The 13,285-nt window shown below is 71.4% G+C and carries 11 protein-coding genes and 3 tRNA genes; 8 read left to right on the forward strand and 6 right to left on the reverse strand.

The genetic code is table 11. The features are described 5' to 3' along the window. Window positions 1-180: 180 nt before the first annotated feature. Genes purL through purS form a run of 3 tightly spaced genes read right to left on the reverse strand, consistent with a single transcriptional unit; the run spans window position 181 to window position 3,376 of the window. A complete protein-coding gene (purL, locus tag ACGF5O_RS16970; protein ID WP_393810670.1) occupies window positions 181-2,439 on the reverse strand; it encodes a phosphoribosylformylglycinamidine synthase subunit PurL in 2,259 nt (752 codons plus the stop codon). Next, the gene (purQ, locus tag ACGF5O_RS16975) at window positions 2,436-3,116 is read right to left on the reverse strand and encodes a phosphoribosylformylglycinamidine synthase subunit PurQ (protein ID WP_393810671.1); all 681 of its coding nucleotides are present in this window, start codon (window positions 3,114-3,116) and stop codon (window positions 2,436-2,438) included. Before purQ ends, purL begins: the two co-directional genes overlap by 4 nt. Further along, entirely contained in the window at window positions 3,113-3,376 is a 264-nt protein-coding gene (purS, locus tag ACGF5O_RS16980) for a phosphoribosylformylglycinamidine synthase subunit PurS (protein WP_015659417.1), read from the reverse strand. The genes purQ and purS overlap by 4 nt, the downstream gene beginning before the upstream one ends. A 384-nt stretch (window positions 3,377-3,760) precedes the next feature. Between purS and ACGF5O_RS16985 the strand changes: the two genes are divergently transcribed. From ACGF5O_RS16985 to ACGF5O_RS17020, 8 genes are all read left to right on the forward strand, one after another. Next, window positions 3,761-4,078, forward strand: a complete 318-nt coding sequence (locus ACGF5O_RS16985) for an Lsr2 family protein (RefSeq protein WP_355713692.1) — start codon at window positions 3,761-3,763, stop codon at window positions 4,076-4,078. A gap of 136 nt (window positions 4,079-4,214) precedes the next feature. Next, window positions 4,215-4,286: transfer RNA gene (locus ACGF5O_RS16990), tRNA-Gly, on the forward strand. 80 nt (window positions 4,287-4,366) lie between these two features. After that, window positions 4,367-4,442 (forward strand) — tRNA-Gly (locus tag ACGF5O_RS16995). Window positions 4,443-4,573: 131 nt separating this feature from the next. After that, window positions 4,574-5,497: an ABC transporter ATP-binding protein gene (locus ACGF5O_RS17000; RefSeq protein ID WP_393810672.1), complete on the forward strand. Its 924-nt coding sequence runs from the start codon at window positions 4,574-4,576 to the stop codon at window positions 5,495-5,497. Further along, window positions 5,494-6,261, forward strand: a complete 768-nt coding sequence (locus ACGF5O_RS17005; RefSeq protein ID WP_393810673.1) for an ABC transporter permease — start codon at window positions 5,494-5,496, stop codon at window positions 6,259-6,261. The genes ACGF5O_RS17000 and ACGF5O_RS17005 overlap by 4 nt, the downstream gene beginning before the upstream one ends. A 46-nt stretch (window positions 6,262-6,307) precedes the next feature. Beyond that, window positions 6,308-7,552, forward strand: a complete 1,245-nt coding sequence (locus ACGF5O_RS17010) for a sensor histidine kinase (protein WP_393810674.1) — start codon at window positions 6,308-6,310, stop codon at window positions 7,550-7,552. Next, window positions 7,549-8,163: a response regulator gene (locus ACGF5O_RS17015; protein ID WP_393810675.1), complete on the forward strand. Its 615-nt coding sequence runs from the start codon at window positions 7,549-7,551 to the stop codon at window positions 8,161-8,163. Before ACGF5O_RS17010 ends, ACGF5O_RS17015 begins: the two co-directional genes overlap by 4 nt. A gap of 22 nt (window positions 8,164-8,185) precedes the next feature. Beyond that, window positions 8,186-8,258: transfer RNA gene (locus ACGF5O_RS17020), tRNA-Gly, on the forward strand. 54 nt (window positions 8,259-8,312) lie between these two features. On the opposite strand, the gene ACGF5O_RS17025 is transcribed toward ACGF5O_RS17020, so the two are convergent. The 3 genes from ACGF5O_RS17025 to ACGF5O_RS17035 form a co-directional block, all read right to left on the reverse strand. Next, window positions 8,313-9,212, reverse strand: a complete 900-nt coding sequence (locus ACGF5O_RS17025; protein WP_393810676.1) for a phosphoribosylaminoimidazolesuccinocarboxamide synthase — start codon at window positions 9,210-9,212, stop codon at window positions 8,313-8,315. 92 nt (window positions 9,213-9,304) lie between these two features. Beyond that, on the reverse strand, window positions 9,305-10,801 hold the full coding sequence (locus ACGF5O_RS17030; RefSeq protein ID WP_393810677.1) for a N,N-dimethylformamidase beta subunit family domain-containing protein: 1,497 nt from the start codon (window positions 10,799-10,801) through the stop codon (window positions 9,305-9,307). Between the two features lie 270 nt (window positions 10,802-11,071). Then, window positions 11,072-13,024, reverse strand: a complete 1,953-nt coding sequence (locus ACGF5O_RS17035; RefSeq protein ID WP_393810678.1) for a hypothetical protein — start codon at window positions 13,022-13,024, stop codon at window positions 11,072-11,074. Window positions 13,025-13,285 lie beyond the last annotated feature (261 nt).

The raw sequence follows: 13,285 nt of genomic DNA on the forward strand, positions 1-13,285 counted from the left end.
ACGACGGTCATGGCCGAGCGCACGTCTCAGATGTCGGTGGAGTCGGCGAGAAGGTGGCCCTCCCCGAACCGATGGGCATCGAACTCGACACGGAGATCGTCGAGAACTACGTCCGATGAGCCGAGAAGGCCCCGCCCGGAGAGATGAACCCGGGCGGGGCCTTCGTCGTAGTGCCGCAGGTCACGCCAGCAGTGCCTCGATCGTGCCCTCGTGGGCCTCGCGGAGGTCGGAGAGGGGGAGGGCGAACTCGCCCTGGATGTCGACCGAGTCGCCGTCGACGACGCCGATGCGGGTTGCCGGGAGGCCCCGGGCTCCGCACATGTCGTTGAAGCGGACCTCCTCGGAGCGCGGGACGGCGACGATCGCGCGGCCGGCCGACTCGGAGAGGAGGAAGGTGAAGGCGTCGAGGCCGTCGGGGACGACCAGGCGGGCGCCCTTGCCGCCGAGCAGCGCGGACTCGACCACGGCCTGGATCAGGCCGCCGTCGGACAGGTCGTGCGCGGAGTCGATCATGCCGTCGCGGGAGGCGGAGATCAGGATCTCGGCGAGGAGGCGCTCGCGCTCCAGGTCCACCTTCGGCGGCAGGCCGCCCAGGTGGTCGTGGACGACCTGGGACCAGGCCGAGCCGCCGAACTCCTCACGCGTGTCGCCGAGGAGGTAGAGCAGCTGCCCCTCCTCCTGGAAGGCGACCGGCGTGCGGCGGGCCACGTCGTCGATCACGCCGAGGACGGCGACCACCGGGGTCGGGTGGATGGCCACCTCGCCCGTCTGGTTGTAGAGCGAGACGTTGCCGCCGGTCACCGGGGTACCGAGCTGCTGGCAGGCGTCGGCGAGACCGCGGATGGCCTCCGCGAACTGCCACATCACCGCCGGGTCCTCGGGCGAGCCGAAGTTCAGGCAGTCGGAGACGGCCAGCGGCTTGGCGCCGGTCGTCGCCACGTTCCGGTAGGCCTCCGAGAGCGCCAGCTGGGCGCCCGCGTACGGGTCGAGCTTGGCGTAGCGCCCGTTGCCGTCGGTGGCGATGGCGACGCCGAGGCCCGTGGACTCGTCGATGCGGATCATGCCCGAGTCCTCGGGCTGGGCCAGCACCGTGTTGCCCTGCACGAAGTGGTCGTACTGCGAGGTGATCCACTTCTTGGAGGCCTGGTTCGGGGAGCCGACCAGCTGGAGGACCTGCTGCTTGAGCTCCTCCGAAGTAGCGGGCCGGGGGAGCTTGTTCGCGTCGTCCGCCTGGAGGGCGTCCTGCCAGGACGGGCGGGCGTAGGGGCGCTCGTAGACCGGGCCGTCGTGCGCGACCGTGCGCGGGTCGACGTCGACGATCTTCTCGCCGTGCCAGAAGATCTCCAGGCGGTCGCCGTCGGTCACCTCGCCGATGACGGTGGCGATGACGTCCCACTTCTCGCAGATCTCCAGGAAGCGGGCGACCTTCGCCGGCTCGACCACCGCGCACATGCGTTCCTGCGACTCGCTCATGAGGATTTCCTCGGGCGAGAGCGTCGAGTCACGCAGCGGGACGTCGTCCAGGGTGACGGTCATGCCGCCGGAGCCGTTCGAGGCCAGCTCGGAGGTGGCGCAGGAGAGGCCGGCCGCGCCGAGGTCCTGGATGCCGACGACCAGCTTCTCGCTGAACGCCTCCAGGGTGCACTCGATGAGGAGCTTCTCCTGGAAGGGGTCGCCGACCTGGACCGCGGGGCGCTTGGAGGGCTTCGCGTCGTCGAAGGTCTCCGAGGCCAGGATCGACGCGCCGCCGATGCCGTCGCCGCCGGTCCGGGCGCCGTACAGGAGGACCTGGTTGCCGGCGCCGGAGGCCTTGGCGAGGTGGATGTCCTCGTGCCGCATGACGCCGATGGCCCCGGCGTTGACCAGCGGGTTGCCCTGGTAGCAGGCGTCGAAGACGACCTCGCCGCCGATGTTGGGCAGACCCAGGCAGTTGCCGTAGCCGCCGATGCCGGCGACGACGCCGGGCAGCACGCGCTTGGTGTCGGGGTGGTCGGCGGCGCCGAAGCGCAGCGGGTCGACCACGGCCACCGGACGCGCGCCCATCGCGATGATGTCGCGCACGATGCCGCCGACGCCCGTGGCCGCGCCCTGGTAGGGCTCCACGTACGACGGGTGGTTGTGCGACTCGACCTTGAAGGTGACCGCGTAGCCCTGACCGACGTCGACCACGCCCGCGTTCTCGCCGATGCCGACGAGCAGGGCGTCCGACTGGGGCGCCTTCTCGCCGAACTGGCGGAGGTGGACCTTGGAGGACTTGTACGAGCAGTGCTCGGACCACATGACCGAGTACATGGCGAGCTCGGCGCCGGTCGGGCGGCGGCCGAGGATCTCGACCACGCGCTCGTACTCGTCCTTCTTCAGGCCCAGTTCGGCCCAGGGCAGCTCGACGTCGGGGGTCCCGGCCGCGTGCTCGACCGTGTCCAGAGGCGTCCGGCTCATGCGTTGACCAGCTTCTTGAGGATCGAGGTGAAGAAGGGGAGACCGTCCGTGCGGCCGGTGCCGATCAGCGGCTCGACGGCGTGCTCGGGGTGCGGCATGAGGCCGACGACGTTCCCGGCCTCGTTGGTGATGCCGGCGATGTCCCGGAGGCTGCCGTTCGGGTTGAAGTCCACGTACCGGAAGGCGACGCGGCCCTCCGCCTCCAGCTTGTCGAGCGTGTACTCGTCGGCGACGTACCGGCCGTCCATGTTCTTCAGCGGGATGAAGATCTCCTGGCCGGCGCTGTAGTCCGTCGTCCAGGCGCTGGAGGTGTTCTCCACCCGCAGCTTCTGGTCGCGGCAGATGAAGTGCAGGTGGTTGTTGCCGAGCATCGCGCCGGGGAGCAGGTGGGCCTCGGTGAGGACCTGGAAGCCGTTGCAGATACCGAGGACCGGCAGCCCGGCCTTCGCCTGCTCGATGACCGTCTCCATCACCGGCGAGAAGCGGGAGATGGCGCCGGCCCGCAGATAGTCGCCATAGGAGAAACCGCCGGGAAGGACCACCGCGTCGACCTGGTGGAGGTCCTTGTCCTTGTGCCAGAGCGCGACCGGTTCCGCACCCGCGAGCCGGATCGCGCGCTGGGTGTCACGGTCGTCGAGGCTTCCCGGGAAAGTGACGACGCCAATACGAGCGGTCACTTCGCGGCCTCCGCGACTTCCTCCACCTTGACGGTGAAGTCCTCGATCACGGTGTTGGCGAGGAAGGATTCCGCAAGATCGTGGATGCGGGCGAGCGCGGCCTCGTCGACCGGCCCGTCAACTTCCAGTTCGAATCGCTTTCCCTGACGGACATCGGAGATGCCTTCGAAACCCAGGCGCGGCAGCGCACGCTGGACCGCCTGGCCCTGGGGGTCGAGGATCTCCGGCTTGAGCATGACGTCGACTACGACGCGTGCCACTGGCACTCCCGGTGTTGTGGTGCTGTCTGCTGAGCAGATACCCGTGATACCCGGCGGTGGTCTCCGACCGGTGTCTTCAGACTACCCGCACAAAATTTCTACGCGGGTAGAGTTGTAGGAAACTACGTGAGGCGCATCACGATCGGGTGACAGCGGAGGATCCTCACGAAAAGTTCTGGGAAAGTTCCCCGGGTTCGTCCACGACATCTATTGCGCTGGGGACACGCGGACGGATTTAGTCGGGCTTCACTTTGTATTGCCAGGCACTGTACAAATGAATTGGCAATAGCCGATACTCGGCACGTCATCTTCCGCCGTCGCGGTCATCGCCGATGAGCTGTCGATGAGCTGTATAGACGTGCCACACGAAGGGACCGAATATTCGTGGCGCAGAAGGTCGTGGTCACTCTCTTTGACGACATCGACGGCTCGGAAGCGGCGGAAACGATCGCCTTCGGACTCGACGGCAAGTCGTACGAGATCGATCTGAATCAAGCGAACGCCAAGAAACTGCGCAAGGCCCTGGAGCCGTACCTCGCGGCCGGCCGCAAGCGGTCGAAGTCGGGCAAGGCGTACAAGCAGACGGAGGTCGCCCCCGACCCGGCGGCCGTCCGCGCCTGGGCGCAGGCGAACAAGATGGATGTCCCGGCCCGCGGCCGCATCCCGAAGAAGGTGTACGAGGCGTTCAGCGCCGCCCAGTGACAGGGGTGGCCGGCTGCTCTCAGGGTGCGTCAGCCGCCTCTGGGGGCAGCCGACTTGCGCTACCCCCCTGCTGATCAGCTAATGTCTGGAGCACGCCGACGGGCAAGGCCGAAAAGCCGGAGTCCGCGGACTACATGCGGGTGTAGTTCAGTAGTAGAACATCCCCCTTCCAGGGGGAAGGCGCAGTGTGCAATTCCTGTCACCCGCTCTGCACCGCCGTCCTGAGCATGCTTGTGGATCAGGTAGGCTGGTGCTCGCACCGATCGGTGGGAGCCGGTCGGGAGCAGTGCGGACGTAGCTCAGTTGGTAGAGCGCAACCTTGCCAAGGTTGAGGTCGCGAGTTCGAGCCTCGTCGTCCGCTCCAGCTCATAGAGGAAACCCCAGTCATATGACTGGGGTTTTTTCGCGCGCTCCCGGGGGACCGCTGACATTTGTCATGGCGAGCGATGACACCGCGCACTGCTCCCGGGCCCCGGCCGCGGGGACGCTGGAGTCATGGACTACGAACACGTGATTGAGGTCACAGATCTCCGGCGTGTCTACGGGGGCGGGTTCGAGGCGGTCCGCGGAATCACCTTCTCCGTGGCCCGCGGAGAGATCTTCGCGCTGCTCGGCACCAACGGCGCCGGAAAGACATCGACGGTCGAACTGCTCGAAGGACTCGCGCCGCCGGACGGGGGCCGGGTACGGGTACTGGGCCACGACCCGCACCGGGAGCGGGCCGCCGTCCGCCCGCGCACCGGCGTGATGCTCCAGGAGGGCGGCTTCCCCTCCGAGCTGACCGTCGGCGAGACGGTACGGATGTGGGCCGGCTGCACGACGGGGGCCCGGCCCGAGGCCGAGGCGCTCGGCCTGGTCGGGCTCGGCGGCCGGGCGGACGTCCGGGTCAAGCAGCTCTCCGGCGGCGAACGGCGCCGCCTCGACCTGGCACTCGCGCTGCTCGGCCGGCCCGAGGTGCTGTTCCTGGACGAGCCGACCACCGGACTCGACGCCGAAGGCCGCCGGGACACCTGGGAGTTGGTGCGCACACTGCGCGACGACGGCACGGCCGTCCTGCTCACCACCCACTACCTGGAGGAGGCCGAGGACCTCGCCGACCGGCTCGCGATCCTGCACGAGGGGCGCATAGCCGCCGCCGGGACACCGGGCGAGGTGACCGCCGGCCGGCCCGCGCGGATGTCCTTCGAACTGCCCACGGGCTACTTCCTCGGGGACCTGCCGCCACTCGCCGCGCTGGGCGTGTGCGGCCACGAACTCGACGGCAGGCTCGTACGGCTGCGGACCCGCGAGGTGCAGCGGACCGCCGCCGGGGTGCTGGGGTGGGCCGACCGGACCGGGGTCGAACTGCACCGCCTGGAGGTGCGGTCCGCCTCGCTGGAGGAGGCGTTCCTGGGGATCGCGAAGGAGGCAGCCGCATGAACACGGTGGTCACGGCGCGGCTGCGCGCCCTCTCCCGCGCCGAGCTGCTCCTCTTCGGCCGCAACCGCAGCGCGGTCCTCACCGCACTGCTCGTGCCGCTCGCACTGCCGGTCACGGTCCGGCCCGCGCTCGACCAGTTCGACCTCAAGGAGAAGGGACTGAACGCCGGCACGCTGATGCTGACCGCGGCGATCGGCTTCTCCTTCCTGTTCGCCGTCTACAGCTCGCTGGTCGGCGCGTTCGTCGCCCGCCGCGAGGAACTCGTCCTCAAACGGCTGCGCACCGGCGAACTGTCCGACGCGGAGATCCTGGCCGGCACCGCCCTGCCCACCGTCTGCCTCGGCCTGGCACAGGCGCTGCTGCTGGCCGTCGGCTGCGCGGTACTGCTCGACGCGGGCGCGCCCGAGGCGCCGTACCTCACGCTGCTCGGGCTCGTCTTCGGCCTGCTGCTCAGTGCCGCGCTCGCCGCGCTCACCTCGGCCTTCACCCGGACCACCGAGAGCGCCCAGGTCACCGCGCTGCCCCTGCTCTTCGTCTCCCTGCTGGGCTCGGGCATCGCCATGCCCGCGGACACCCTGCCCCACCGGGTCGCCAAGGTCTGCGAACTCCTCCCGCTCTCCCCGGCCGTCCGCCTGGTCCGGGCCGGCTGGACCGGGGAGATGAGCGCGTTCCAGGTGCTGGGGGCGGTCGCCACCGCGCTGGCCTGGACCCTGGTCGCGGTGTTTGCTGTACGCCGGTGGTTCCGCTGGGAACCCCGGCGCTGAGGGAAACGCCGAGGGAAACGAGAGGAACGAGGGGAACGGGAGCGGGATGAGCGGGGCAGCAGGCGGCTGGTGGCGGGAGAAGACCACTCCCGCCAAGGTCGAGACGTACACGCGGTGGTCGTTCCACTTCTTCGCGGTGATCGAGGTCGCGGCGATCGGACTGCCGGTGTTCGCGCAGGCCGGGCCGGGGGTCGCGGGCTGGCTGATGGCGATGGTCGTCGTCCACGCGCTGCTCTGCGCGGTGACCGCCTCGCGGGCCCTGGACTGGACCCGCGGCCGACGGGGGCAGCCGGTGCGGCTGCTGTGGGCGCTCGCCGCGGCGACGTACGTCTTCGCCGTCGCCGCCCTCGTCCTGCGCAGGCACGGGTCGGGGCCGGACCTGGACGCCGCGGGCGGCAGCGTCTTCACCGGGGTGCTGGCCTTCGGCGCCGGGATCACGGCGCTCGGGGTGCACAACCGGAAGCGGGTGCTGTCGCTGGTCGCGGGCTTCGCCTGCGGGGCGGGGGCGGTCGCCTTCCCGCTCGGCTACCCCGGGGTGGCCGCGCTGTTCACCGCGTTCGTGGTCTTCCTCGGCGGTGCGTTCCTCGCCTTCACCTCGATCTTCTCCCTCTGGCTGCTGAACGCCGTCTACGAACTCGACGAGGCCCGCGAGACCCGGACCCGGCTCGCGGTCGCCGAGGAACGGCTGCGGTTCGGCCGCGATCTGCACGACGTCCTCGGCCGGAACCTCGCGGTCATCGCCCTCAAGAGCGAACTGGCGGTCCAGCTGGCCCGGCGCGAACGGCCCGAGGCCGTGGAGCAGATGATCGAGGTGCAGCGGATCGCCCAGGAGTCGCAGCGCGAGGTACGCGATGTCGTACGGGGCTACCGGGACGCCGACCTGGGCACCGAACTCGCCGGTGCGCAGGGCGTGTTGACGGCCGCGGGATTCAGCTGCGAGGTGACGGGCGACGCCACCGGACTGCCCGCCGAGGTGCAGTCGGCGCTCGGCTGGGTGGTGCGGGAGGCGACCACCAACGTGCTGCGGCACGGGGACGCGGGACGGTGTGCGGTGGGGCTGCGGGTGCGGGAGGGATGCGTGGTGCTGACGGTGGAGAACGACGGGGTTGTGGTGCGTGGGAACGACGGGGGCGGCGGGTCCGGACTGGCCGGGCTGCGGGAGCGGCTCGCCGTGGTCGACGGGACGCTGGAGGCCGGGCCGGTCGGGGCGGACGGGTTCCGGGTGGTGGCCTCGGTGCCGCTGTCCGGTCGTACGACGGCCGATACGAGTGTGAGTGGAGTCACTTCATGACGTCTCCGGTACGGCTGTTGCTCGCGGACGACGAGCATCTGATCCGGGGCGCGCTGGCCGCGCTGCTCGGCCTCGAGGACGATCTGGTCGTCGTCGCGGAGGCGGCGAGCGGGCCCGAGGCGCTCGCCATGGCCCAGGCCCACCGGCCCGATGTCGCGGTGCTGGATCTGCAGATGCCGGGCGCCGACGGTGTGAGGGTCGCCACATCGCTGCGGACCGAACTGCCCGACTGCCGGGTGCTGATCGTCACCGGGCACGGGCGGCCCGGTCATCTGAAGCGGGCGCTGGCCGCCGGAGTGCGGGGGTTCGTCCCGAAGACGGTGAGTGCGCAGCGGCTCGCCGAGATCATCCGGACCGTGCACGCGGGAAACCGGTACATCGACCCGGAGTTGGCCGCCGACGCGATCTCCGCCGGGGACTCGCCGCTGACCGCTCGGGAGGCGGAGGTGCTGGAGCTTGCGGCCGACGGGGCGCCGGTCGCGGAGATCGCCGAGCGGGCCGCGCTGTCGCCGGGGACCGTGCGGAACTACCTCTCCTCGGCCGTCACCAAACTCGGTGCCGAGAACCGTCATGCGGCAGTGCGTCTCGCGCGGGAGCGAGGTTGGGTATAGTTGCTCTCGCGCCACGGCGCATGCGGACGTAGCTCAGTTGGTAGAGCGCAACCTTGCCAAGGTTGAGGTCGCGAGTTCGAGCCTCGTCGTCCGCTCGTCGACAAAAGGCCCCCGGTTTCCACCGGGGGCCTTTTTCGTTGGGCGGGGGGTCAGCTCCAGCTCTGGCCGGTCAGCCGCTCGTACGCCTCGATGTACTTGGCGCGGGTCGCCTCGACCACCCGCTCCGGCAGCGGCGGCGGGGGCTGCTCGCTCCTGCGGTCCCAGCCGGACTCGGCCGAGGTCAGCCAGTCGCGCACGTACTGCTTGTCGAACGACGGCTGGGCGCGGCCCGGCTGCCACTCGTCGGCCGGCCAGAAGCGCGACGAGTCCGGGGTGAGCACCTCGTCGGCGAGGACCAGGGTGTCGTTCTCGAAGCCGAACTCGAACTTGGTGTCGGCGAGGATGATCCCCCGGTCCCGGGCGATGTCCCGCGCCCGCCCGTACACCGCGAGGGTGGCCTGGCGCAGCTGGGCGGCGGTCTCGGCGCCGACCTGGCGGGCGACCTCCTCGTACGACACGTTCTCGTCGTGCTCGCCGACCTCGGCCTTGGTGGCCGGGGTGAAGATCGGGGCGGGCAGCTCGGAGCCGTCGACCAGGCCCTCGGGGAGGGCGAGGCCGCAGACCGTGCGGGACTCCTGGTACTCGGCGAGGCCCGAGCCGGTGAGGTAGCCGCGGGCCACGCACTCCACCGGGAGCATCTTCAGGGACTTGCAGATCAGGGTGCGGCCCGCCCAGTCGGCGGGGGCGCCCTCGGGCAGCTCGGTGCCGATGACGTGGTTGGGGGCCAGGTCGGCGAGCTTGTCGAACCACCACAGGGAGAGCTGGGTGAGCACCCGGCCCTTGTCGGGGATCTCGGTCGGCAGCACCCAGTCGTAGGCGGACAGGCGGTCGCTGGCGACCATCACGAGGTCTCCGGCCGCGTTCTGGTAAAGCTCGCGCACCTTGCCGGTGTGCAGATGCACCAGACCCGGCACCTCCACGGGCTCGGGCTTTTCGACGAATCCGGACACGGTTCCTCCCCGTGGTTCTGTACAGGTGCCCTCGATTCTCCCGTATGCCGGGTTGCGCACGGACAGCGGGGCCACGCGGACACCTGTGCGCATCAGTCGTGCTTGCAGATGCGGTCCAGGAGGTTGGCGGTGGCGCGCTGGACACGGGGGTCGATGTGACCGGGGCGGTCCAGGGCCGGGGACCAGGCGAAGGTGCCGGCGGCGAAGACCAGGGCGCCGGAGGGGGCGCGGTAGAGGGAGGTCTCCTGGTGGCGCAGGACGCCGTCGTTGTCGGTGTAGGGGGAGTGGGCGAGCAGGATGCGCTGCTCGTGCTCCGGCAGCGCGGTGCGCGGGAAGTACCGGTCGGCCTCGCCTGCCACCAGGCCGGGGAGTTCGTCGCCCTCGTGCGCGCCGGTCGCCTCCCAGAGCCAGTGCCCGGCGTTGCGCACGATCAGGGGGTTCGGCTCGGGCACCCGGCCCGCGTACTGGATGCCGACCGTCTGCTGTTCGGGCCGGTCGATCTCGCGCCAGAGCGCGGGCTTCCCCGGGCCCCTGCGTTTTCGGCAGGTCAGCAGCCGGTCCGCGACCCCGGACGGCGACGGGCCCAACTCCACCTGCCAGTACATGGTGTTGGCGGAGAGGAAGACGAGGCTCGTGCCGCTGTCCCGGGCCAGCTCGACCGTGCGGCGCATCTGCGGCGACCAGTACTCGTCGTGGCCCGGGAAGACCAGGCCCCGGTAGCGGGTCGGGTCGACGCGGCCGGCGTGCAGGTCGCGGGCATCGGCGTAGGCGAGGTCGTAGCCGTAGCGCTCGGCCCAGCGGATGAAGTCGTAGGCGTGGCCGACGTGCAGCGGCAGGCCGGCGCCCGCGTACGGCCGGTCGAAGGAGACGGTGGTCGCCGCGTCGGCCTCGCCGAGCAGCCGCCCCCGCTCGTCCCAGGCGTGGTAGAGGCTGGCGCCGGTGCGGCCGTCCTCGGGGTAGAGGTTGTACGCCTGCCAGGTGATGTCGGGCAGGAGAAGCAGCAGGTCGGCCGGGTGGTTGTCGCGGATCGTGAAGGGCACGTGGGAGCGGTAGCCGTCCGCCGTGGTGAGCACGGCGACGTACGCGCCGATGCTCCAGTACGACGGGACCTGCAGTCGCCAGGACAGCCACCAGTGGTGGCAGGAGACCGTGCGGTCGGCGGCCAGCGGCGGCGGCTGGACGATGCCGGACAGCCGGGGGCTGGTGGTGATCTTCGATGCGCCGTCGCCGCCGTAGTGGCCGATGCGGTAGATGTCGACGCTGAACTCCTGCGGCGGGTCGACCGTGATGTGGAAGTCGACGGCCTCGCCCGGGGTCACGGCGCCGGTCGAGGTGAACCCCTTGATCTGACGGTGCACGTCGTCCGCCGAGCGCGGGCCGCCGACGGCGGTGCGCGGGGCCGGGACCCGGGGGTTCTCGCCGGTGGGCTGCGGCCGGCTGGGGTCCACGTACCAGGGGACGACGTGACCGGTGTCGTCGAAATAGGTCTCGCTGCCGCGCAGCCAGGGAACGGGGCCCTGGCCGAAGGGGTCCGTGACGGCGTGCGCAAGTGCTCCCGACTCCCAGCGGCGGATCTGGTCCGATGCCATGGTGGCTCCCCTCCCTCGTGCCCCCGTGAAGCGTGCTGATACGAGCCGAAGTGCGATGTGTGCGGTGCGGTGCTGCGTCGTGCGGTGCGGTTGCGGTGTCCTGCTGAGCTGAGCCGCGCTGTGACTGTGGCGTCTGTCTTATGTCGGATGCGCTTGCCACTTCCGCGAACGGTCCCAGCACATCACATAACGCACGCGTATGGTCACGGTTCGTTGCGAATTTGCCTGAAGTGGAACACTTTGCTCCGCTAAAGCGTCGAAAAGCCGAGGTCAGACCAGTCGGACCGGTTTCTCGGGACGTATTCCGGATTCGACCAGCCAGGCCCGCAGCGGGGCCGGGTCTCCCTCCTCGATGAGGCTGAGGACTCTGGGCGTCAGGTCGGCGGCCCGTTCGCCGTCGACCAGCAGGGCCGGACCGTCGAGCCAGTCCAGGCCGGGGGTGGCTCCGGCGGTGTCCACGGCCGCGCAGCAGACCATCGCCTTGACGTGGTCGGCGAGGAGTTCGCGGGCGGTGCGCGGGGGCTGGAGCGGGAAGAGGGGCAGCGCCCCGTCGTCCCACAGGGGGCTGGCGGGGCCGCCGGAGCCGCCCTGGCCGCTGGCCGCGGGGCAGCCGGGGCGCGCGGTCTCGGCCGTACTCGCGTGCGCTCCCTCGTGCTCCTCGCGGGCGAGGGCCGCGGTGAGGCCGGCGGCGAGCGCGGCGCTGCGTTCGGTGCCGGTGGGTTCGTCCGCCTCCTCGTCGTAGCCGGGGGCGTGGGGGACGTCGTCGTAGCCGGGGGCGTCGGGGCCGTCGTCGTAGCCGGGGGTGCGGCGGTCGTCGTCGTAGCCGGAAGACGTGCGGGAGTCGTCGTCGTAGCCGGGGGTGCGAGGGTCGTCGTCGTAGCCGGAGGACGTGCGGGAGTCGTCGTACGGCGGGGGGTAGCGGCGGCTGCCGGGGGCGGTCGGGTCGGTCAGGTGGTCCAGGACCCGGGCCAGGGTGGGGCCGCCGGGGTCGGGCGCGCCGGGGTCGACGGTGGCACGGACGCCGAGGGCGTCCAGGACGCGGTGCAGGCGGGCCGCCTCGGTGCGCCAGGTGCGGTCGACGACCTCGTCCGGGTACTCCTGCCAGGCCACCGGCGACCAGTCGGGCCCCGGCTCGGCGGGGCCGCCGTGGAAGAGGCGGGCGGCGAGCAGCGAGGCGGCCTCGTCCACCAGGCCCGGCTCCTCCAGCAGGTCGCAGGCGGGCCGCTCGCCCAGCCGGGAGGCGAAGCCCTCGGCCAGCCGGTCGCGCCGGGACAGCTCGGTGAGGGCCGCGACCACGCCCGCGTCCAGCCGGGAGGGCCAGCGGCCCATCCGCCAGGCGGGCAGCGCGACCCGGGTGAGCAGCCGGTCCCAGCCGGCGTAGGCGAGGCCGACCTGTTCCTGGGCGACGATCCGCAGGCCGTAGTCGACCGCCTGGGCCCGCTCGGCCGCCGCGGCGGCGACCCCGCGCTCCATCAGCGCGGCGTGCTCCCGGCAGCCGCGCAGCAGCAGCCGGGCCACCCAGGCGATGCCCGCGCACACCAGGCGGGTGGCCGGACGCCGGGCGGGCGCCGCGGAGACCGCCACCGCCGCGTCCAGGCCCCTGACGAACCGGCGGGCGGCCGCTATGTCCGGGTGCGCCGAGGGTCCCGTACCGGCGACGACCGGGGCGAGGACCGCGCGGAGCTCGCCGACGCGCATCCACCACAGGAACGGGGAGCCGATGACGAGCACGGGGGCGGCCGGGGTACGGCGGTGCAGGCCGGGGGTGCCGAGCTCGTCGCCGCTCTTGGGCGCGGGCGGGCCGTGGGCCGGGTGGGTGCGGTCCTCCAGCCAGCTGTCGCAGTCCGGGGTGAGCGCTATGGCGGAGGGCGCCGGCACGTCGAGGCGGTCGGCCAGGTCGCGCACCATCCGGTACAGGTCGGGGGCGGTCTCCTCCGGGATCGCGACCGTGGGGCTCACGGCCGGGCGGGCGCGGGCCACGACCAGGGCGACGCCGGCGGCGGCCAGCAGCACGAGGACCGCGAGGGCGCCGACGATCCAGCGGGCGGTGTCCCAGCCGCGGCCGACGAAGTGACCGGTGGAGCCGCCGGCCAGCAGGATCACCGTGGCCGCGGCGGGCAGCAGCGCCACGGCCAGGGCCCGGCCGCGGATGCGCAGCACGGCGAGGGCCCGGGTACGCGCTGCCTGCGCTCCCGCCTCCGCACCGATACCGGTACTGGTCACGTCCGGACCTCACCCCCTCCCTGCTGTCCTCGGCCTGTCCTGGCTGTTGCTCACTCCCCCACTGTGGCACCCGCCACCGACATCGCAATGCCGGTGGGCCAAGTGCCGGAACGCCTGCGCCGCACCCTAGTTGGGGCCTCGGCCCCCGTCAGCCGGATAGGGCATCGGTCACTCGATGGAATGGCTTTGGTCAGAGGTGATCGACAGACAGCAACGATCAGGCCCCGGATTTCGGTATCCGGGGCCTGATCAGGAAAGGGT

The organism is Streptomyces sp. NPDC048291 (assembly GCF_043201715.1).
Taxonomy (GTDB): domain Bacteria; phylum Actinomycetota; class Actinomycetes; order Streptomycetales; family Streptomycetaceae; genus Streptomyces.

Bases quoted from the DNA above. Each gene is read 5' to 3' on its own strand.
- ACGF5O_RS17000 (WP_393810672.1), top strand. From the start codon at position 4,574: ATGGACTACGAACACGTGATTGAGGTCACAGATCTCCGGCGTGTCTAC.
- ACGF5O_RS17015 (WP_393810675.1), top strand. From the start codon at position 7,549: ATGACGTCTCCGGTACGGCTGTTGCTCGCGGACGACGAGCATCTGATC.
- ACGF5O_RS17030 (WP_393810677.1), bottom strand. From the start codon at position 10,801: ATGGCATCGGACCAGATCCGCCGCTGGGAGTCGGGAGCACTTGCGCAC.
- ACGF5O_RS17005 (WP_393810673.1), top strand. From the start codon at position 5,494: ATGAACACGGTGGTCACGGCGCGGCTGCGCGCCCTCTCCCGCGCCGAG.
- ACGF5O_RS17010 (WP_393810674.1), top strand. From the start codon at position 6,308: ATGAGCGGGGCAGCAGGCGGCTGGTGGCGGGAGAAGACCACTCCCGCC.
- purL (WP_393810670.1), bottom strand. From the start codon at position 2,439: ATGAGCCGGACGCCTCTGGACACGGTCGAGCACGCGGCCGGGACCCCC.